Here is a 6,330-nt window from a genome sequence, read left to right as displayed (position 1 = left end):
TGAAGTCCCGCCTGGCCGTGGCCGCCCTGGACAACGCCGTGGCCCGGCGTGGAGACGTCGACGGGTGCATTCTGCACAGCGATCGCGGATCGCAGGGCGGATTCAATCGGTCGACGCAACACCTTGATCGATAGGTGAAGCGATCGGTGTCCTGGAGCGGCAGAAGCGGGTGCGTGCGTATCGCGGGCAGATTCCGTCGCCGGGTAGGCCGACGGTGGCCTGGCGTGAGGACAGGGTCAGGTTCTGGGCGGCGATTGCTCGTGGAGTCAAGACCGAGGACGCGTGTGTGGAGGCGCGCGTGTCCGGACCGGTGGGGTTCCGTTGGTTCCGGCACTCTGGCGGCGTGAATCCCCGTCTTCCAGCCGATGTTTCCGGACGGTACCTGTCATTCGCTGAACGGGAGGACATCGCAATCTGGCATGCCCAGGGTGTCAGCGGTCGCGAGATTGCTCGCAGACTGGGGCGGGATCCGTCGACGATCTCGCGCGAACTGCGCCGTAACGCCTCCACTCGCACGTACAAGTTGGACTACCGGGCGTCGACCGCGCAGTGGCACGCCGAACGTCGTGCCCGGAGGCCGAAGACTGCCAAGCTCGCCAACAATGCCCGGCTGCGTGACTACGTCCAGGCACGGCTGTCCGGGGACCTCACCAACGCCGATGGCTGCCCAGTGGGTCCGGCCGGCCCGGCCTGGAAGGGCCGCAATAAGCCGCATCGTGGAGACCGACGCTGGGTGACAGCGTGGAGCCCGGAGCAGATTGCACGGCGCCTGCCGGTCGAGTTCCCCGATGATGAAGGCATGCGGATCAGCCACGAGGCGATCTATCAGGCGCTCTACGTCGAGGGACGCGGCGCGCTCAAACGCGAACTGGTGGCCTGCCTGCGCACCGGACGTGCCCTGCGGGTGCCCAGGGCACGGAACCGGCAGAAGGCATGGTGCCATGTCACCAGCGACGTGCTCATCAGTGAACGTCCCGCTGAAGCGGAAGACCGCGCCGTTCCCGGACACTGGGAGGGCGATCTCATCATCGGGCTGAAGCGCTCGGCGATCGGCACCCTGGTCGACCGCACCACCAGGTTCACCATGCTGATCCACCTGCCCCGTGAAGAGGGCTACGGCGTGATCCCACGGACGAAGAACGGACCCGCACTGGCCGGCTATGGCGCGTTCACGATGAAGAACGCTCTGGCCGACACGATGACCACGCTGCCCGAACAACTCCGCCGATCCCTGACCTGGGACCGCGGCAAGGAACTGTCCGCCCACGCGGCGTTCAGGGTCGAAACCGGCATCCCCGTCTACTTCGCTGACCCACACAGCCCGTGGCAGCGCGGCACCAACGAGAACACCAACGGGCTGTTGCGCCAGTACTTTCCCAAGGGCACCGATCTGTCGAGGTGGAACAGTGAGGAGGTCCAGGCCGTCGCCGAAGCGATCAACAACCGCCCCCGTAAGACACTCGGATGGAAGACCCCGGCCGAGGCACTCAACGAGCAGCTACGATCACTCCAACAAGCCGGTGTTGCGTCGATCGATTGAATCCGCCCAGTTCCGCTCCCGGAAGTTCGTCCGGGCCCTCGACCGCCACCGGATGGCCGGATCGATAGGGAGGGTCGGAGCTGCCGGCGACAACGCGGCCATGGAGTCCTTCTTCAGCCTGCTGCAAAAGAACGTCCTCGACCGCCGGAGCTGGGCCACCCGCGAAGAACTCCGGATCGCGATCGTGACCTGGATCGAGCGGACCTACCACCGACGCCGCAGACAAGCCTCACTCGGCCGGCTGACACCCGTCGAATTCGAGACCGTCATGACCACACCGGCCCTCTAGGCCGCGTGACCGAACCTGTCACCCGAACCTGCAGCAGACCCTTTCTGCGGCGGCTGGACTTCGCGGGGATCGTCGACGGGCTGCGGCCACCGGCCCCGCGGTCGGACCTGACGCACGGCTGGGTGATCGAGGTACTGGTGGCGAACCGGCTGACCGCTCCCGCGCCGCTGTTCCGCGTCGGGGACTGGGCGTACTCGTGTGAGGCCGTCAAGGGTCTTGGTGGAGGCCGATGCGTGTCCCGGCTGGTGCATTGACGAGTCTCATCGGTGTCCTGCTCGGGGCTTCGGCGATCAGCGTCGGGGTCGCGTCCGGCCGGTGGCAGCAAAACGTCTCCCCAGGGACACCACCGGAACTCGAAAATGTCCATGGCGAGACGCCGACGCATCAATCGGGTAGGAGGGCCGGGCGCCCGGCCCTCCTACCCGATTGATGCTCCGTCAGAAGAGCAGCTCAGGCTCAACTTCCAAGAAGCATCCTCCGCGGTCCTCCGCAGCGAGGGCCCGTGGGACGACCGTCGGCCACTCCCAGTCGGCGAAGAGTACGACGACACAGACGGCCTGCGCTGACCTGAGCGCACACGCGGAAACGCTCCGGTGAGCGTCAGGGAAGTCGCAGGGGTCGTCTGGGCCTCGCAGGGTGATTGTCCGCAGGCTGGTTCCGCGCGGCCTGTACGGGCTGGTGCAGGACTGCCTCGACGGCGTCTTGGGCGACTGACGCGTTCCTGAAGTGTGGCTGCTGCTGGTGCGTTGGTTACAGGCGCTTCGCTGTGCGGTCGCGCAGCAGCAGCCACTGACTCGCGTCGGCGCCGCCTGAGCGCGCAGCCGGTCCATGCAGCAGGACGGCGTAAGCCGTCTTCTCCGCCTTGCTCGGGGCGGCATGCTGGCCTGGCGCCTCCGGGGTCGGGAACGACCTCGTCATGCCTTTCCAGGCCTTGTCCGCGTTCGGAGTGCTGAGCATCGGCCCTCCCGGGGCTCAATAGGGTCATGCAGTGAAGTACGAGCATGCGTGCGTGCAGCCCCGGTAGGGGTTCACCGTCCATTCGAACGGCATGCGGGAAGCGCCCGGCACCCGGTTCAGGACAGAGCGGGCCCGCACCTCGTGGAAGGTGATCCCGCGGAACTCGGGCATGTCGAAGGTGCGGGTGGTGACGGCGTCCGCGCCGAACAGTGCGGCATCGGCCGCCCGCTCATGACCGTCGGACCCGCCGGATTCCACCGTGAGGTTCTCCCAGCGCATGACGCCTCCTCGGTAGCGCTCGACACAGAATAGAACATCTGTTCCCATGATCGTGCGGACCCCGATTTGGGCGGCCGGGCGCCGGGGTGGTTGGCTTGCCCCAACCCCGAGCAACCAGGTCCTGGAGGAACGCAATGGCGCAGGTCGAGGCCACTACGGAGCGGGTCGTCGCGGCAGACGCGGAGAAGGTGTTCGACGCCCTCGCCGACTACAGCGGCACCCGGCAGCAGCTGCTGCCCGAGCACTTCAGCGAGTACGAGGTGCGCGAGGGCGGCGACGGCGAGGGCACCCTCGTCCACTGGAAGCTCCAGGCCACCAGCAAGCGCGTGCGCGACTGCCTCCTGGAGGTCAGCGAGCCCACCGACGGCGAGCTGGTCGAGAAGGACCGTAACTCCTCCATGGTCACCACCTGGCGCGTCACGCCCGCCGGCGAGGGCAGCTCCCGGGTCGTCGCCACCACCACCTGGAAGGGCGCCGGCGGCATCGGCGGCTTCTTCGAGAAGACCTTCGCGCCCAAGGGCCTCGGCCGGATCTACGACGCGATCCTCGCCAACCTCGCCGCCCACGTGGAGAAGTGACGTCAAACACCGGCCGGTGACGGGGCGTTGTGCCCCTCACCGGTTCGAGTGGATCTCCCTCTCTTTCGGGAATGTGCCGTAACTCGCCGTACGTGTTCGCAGTTGTCGCCGGGCGCGGGAAATGTGCGACAGGCGCGACGAGGGGAGCGGGTACGTGGGCGGGACGACTGTGGTGCGGCACGAGCCGGTCGTGGCGCCGGCCCCGCTGGAGACCGCCGCCCAGGCGCCACCACCCGCCCCGGTCGCCGGACTCGGCACACGCCGGGTGCGGTTGGTCTTCGTCGGGCTGATGCTCGCCCTGCTCCTCGCCGCGCTCGACCAGATGATCGTGGCCACCGCGCTGCCGAAGATCGTCGGCGAGCTGCACGGCCTGGACAGGATGTCCTGGGCGATCACCGCCTACCTGCTCACCTCCACGATCGGCCTGCCGCTGTACGGCAAGGTCGGCGACCTCTTCGGCCGCAAGGGCGTCTTCCAGTTCGCGATCCTGGTCTTCGTCGTCGGCTCCGCGCTCGCCGGGCGGGCCCAGAGCATGGACCAGATGATCGCCTTCCGCGCCGTCCAGGGCGTCGGCGCGGGCGGGCTCATGATCGGCGTGCAGGCGATCATCGGCGACATCGTGCCGCCCCGGCAGCGCGGCCGCTACATGGGCCTGATCGGCGCCGCCTTCGGCCTCGCCTCCGTCGCCGGACCCCTGCTCGGCGGCTACTTCACGGACCATCTCTCCTGGCGCTTGTGCTTCTACATCAACGTCCCCTTCGGCCTGCTCACCCTCGCCGTCGTCACCGTCGTCCTCCGACTGCCCAAACCGCAGGTCCGCGCCCGCCTCGACATCCTCGGCGCGCTCCTGCTCGCCGCGGCCTCCACCTGCCTGGTACTGCTGACCAGCTGGGGCGGCACGACGTACGCCTGGGACTCCCGGGAGATCCTCGGCCTCGGCGCGGGCGCCCTCGCCGCCACCGTGCTCTTCCTCGTGGCCGAGCGCTTCGCCGCCGAACCCCTCATCCCGCTCCGGCTGTTCCGGGACCCCGTCTTCAACGTCACCGGCCTGGTCGGCCTGGTGATCGGCGTCGCCCTGTTCGGCGCCGCCAGCTATCTGCCGACCTTCCTGCAGATGGTCGACGGAGCCAGCGCCACCGAGTCCGGGCTGCTGATGCTGCCCATGATGGCCGGCATCGTCGGCGCCTCGGTCATCGGCGGGCAGCTCATCAGCCACACCGGCCGCTACAAGGTCTTTCCCGTCCTCGGCGGCGTCCTCTCCGTCGTCGGCATGTGGCTGCTGTCCCGGCTGGCGGCCGACACGCCCCGGCTGCACTACAGCATCTGGATGGCGGTCCTCGGCGCGGGCATCGGTCTGGTGATGCCCGTCCTGGTGCTCGCCGTGCAGAACTCCGTGCGCCCCGCCGACCTCGGCACCGCCACCAGCGCCAACAACTACTTCCGGCAGATCGGCGGCAGCGTCGGCGCCGCCGTCTTCGGCACGCTCTTCGCCGACCGGCTCACCGACGCCCTGCGCAGGGACCTCCCGCCGCGCGCGGGCGCCCGGCTGCCCGACCCCGAGTCGCTCACCCCGCAGCTCGTCCACGCGCTGCCGCCGGCGCTGCGCGACGCCTACATCCGCGCCTACGCCGACGCGATGCCCCGGATCTTCCTCTACCTCGTCCCGGTGCTCGCCCTCGGCCTGCTCATCGCCTTCTTCCTCAAGGAGAAACCGCTGGTGTCCCACAACGCCACCGAGACCGGGCCCGCCACCGAGACCGAGCCCGCCGCCGTGAACGCCCCCATCCCGCAGGCCCGTTCGCCGCATGCCGCCGGAATCCCGGTGTGCGGCACGGTGCAGCACCACGACGGGACCGTGGTGCCACGCGCCGCGCTCACCCTCATCGACGTCTCCGGACAGCAGATCGGGCGGGGCGCGAGCGGCGAGGACGGACGGTACGCGCTGTCCACGCCGGGCTCCGGGGCGTACGTGCTGATCGCCGCCGCCGGCGGCCACCAGCCGCAGGCCGTCACCGTGACCGTCGGCGAGCGGCCCGTCGAGCTGGACGTCGTCCTCGGCGGCGCCGGACGCCTCGCCGGCAGCGTGCTCACCGCCGACGGCAGCGCCGTCCGGGACGCCATCGTCACCCTCACCAATGTGCACGGCGAGGTCGTCGCCACCACCCGCAGCGGCCGCGAGGGCGGCTACGTCATCTCCGAACTGGTCGCCGGCGAGTACACCCTCGCCGCCGGCGCCCCGGCCTTCCGCCCCGCCGCGCTCCCGGTCACCGTCCAGGCCTCCCGCGAGACCCGGCAGGACATCGAACTCGCGGGCGGCGCCGTCCTGAAGGGCACCGTCCGGTCCGGCGGCGGCCGCCCCGTCCAGGACGCACGGGTGACGCTCCTCGACGCCGCGGGCAACGTCGTCGACACCCTCACCACCGGAGCCGACGGAACGTTCCGGTTCGTGGACCTCTCCTCCGGCGAGTACACGGTCATCGCCGCCGGTTACCCGCCGGTCGCCACCGTGCTGCAGGTCGCGAGCGGCGGCCGCACCGAACGGGACCTGCAACTGGGCCACGAGGACTGAGAGGGGCGCCCGCAGGGCGCTGAGCTGCGCGCCGGTGCGATCCGGTGAAACCAATTCCAGGATTGCCACACATCGCGACCAGCCGCAGCCGTACCGTAGTGGCAGGCTTCACAGATCG

The 6,330-nt window shown here is 69.5% G+C and carries 5 protein-coding genes and 2 pseudogenes; 5 read left to right on the top strand and 2 right to left on the bottom strand.

Annotated features, from left to right (window positions below):
* Positions 1-142 precede the first annotated feature (142 nt).
* The 3 genes and pseudogenes from ACZ7P3_RS06765 to ACZ7P3_RS06755 all read left to right on the top strand — a co-directional run bounded on the left by ACZ7P3_RS06765 (position 143) and on the right by ACZ7P3_RS06755 (position 2,083).
* Complete coding sequence (locus ACZ7P3_RS06765; protein ID WP_472079439.1) at positions 143-1,540, top strand: IS30 family transposase; 1,398 nt, start codon at positions 143-145, stop codon at positions 1,538-1,540.
* Positions 1,533-1,829, top strand: a pseudogene (locus ACZ7P3_RS06760) (integrase core domain-containing protein); the annotation flags it as partial. The gene ACZ7P3_RS06765 and the pseudogene ACZ7P3_RS06760, both read left to right, overlap by 8 nt.
* Positions 1,830-1,834: 5 nt before the next feature.
* Positions 1,835-2,083, top strand: coding sequence for a hypothetical protein (locus ACZ7P3_RS06755; RefSeq protein ID WP_472079415.1), 249 nt, complete (start codon positions 1,835-1,837; stop codon positions 2,081-2,083).
* A gap of 496 nt (positions 2,084-2,579) precedes the next feature.
* Here the strand turns inward: ACZ7P3_RS06755 and ACZ7P3_RS06750 are convergent, their stop codons facing one another.
* Positions 2,580-2,786: a hypothetical protein gene (locus tag ACZ7P3_RS06750; protein WP_472079414.1), complete on the bottom strand. Its 207-nt coding sequence runs from the start codon at positions 2,784-2,786 to the stop codon at positions 2,580-2,582.
* A 36-nt stretch (positions 2,787-2,822) separates the two neighbouring features.
* Positions 2,823-3,065 (bottom strand): annotated as a pseudogene (locus ACZ7P3_RS06745) (Rv2578c family radical SAM protein); the annotation flags it as partial.
* Between the two features lie 134 nt (positions 3,066-3,199).
* Between ACZ7P3_RS06745 and ACZ7P3_RS06740 the strand changes: the two are divergent.
* A complete protein-coding gene (locus ACZ7P3_RS06740; RefSeq protein ID WP_361127051.1) occupies positions 3,200-3,643 on the top strand; it encodes an SRPBCC family protein in 444 nt (147 codons plus the stop codon).
* A gap of 154 nt (positions 3,644-3,797) precedes the next feature.
* Positions 3,798-6,212, top strand: coding sequence for an MFS transporter (locus tag ACZ7P3_RS06735; RefSeq protein ID WP_472079413.1), 2,415 nt, complete (start codon positions 3,798-3,800; stop codon positions 6,210-6,212).
* Positions 6,213-6,330 lie beyond the last annotated feature (118 nt).

The sequence above is a fragment of the Streptomyces sp. NPDC107581 genome (assembly GCF_055657175.1).
The sequence above is the reverse complement of the archived record's forward strand: the minus strand, read 5'-3'. Positions and strand labels throughout refer to the sequence as shown.

Coding starts and splice junctions, on each gene's coding strand:
- ACZ7P3_RS06740 (WP_361127051.1), top strand. CDS start 3,200: ATGGCGCAGGTCGAGGCCACTACGGAGCGGGTCGTCGCGGCAGACGCG.
- ACZ7P3_RS06750 (WP_472079414.1), bottom strand. CDS start 2,786: ATGCTCAGCACTCCGAACGCGGACAAGGCCTGGAAAGGCATGACGAGG.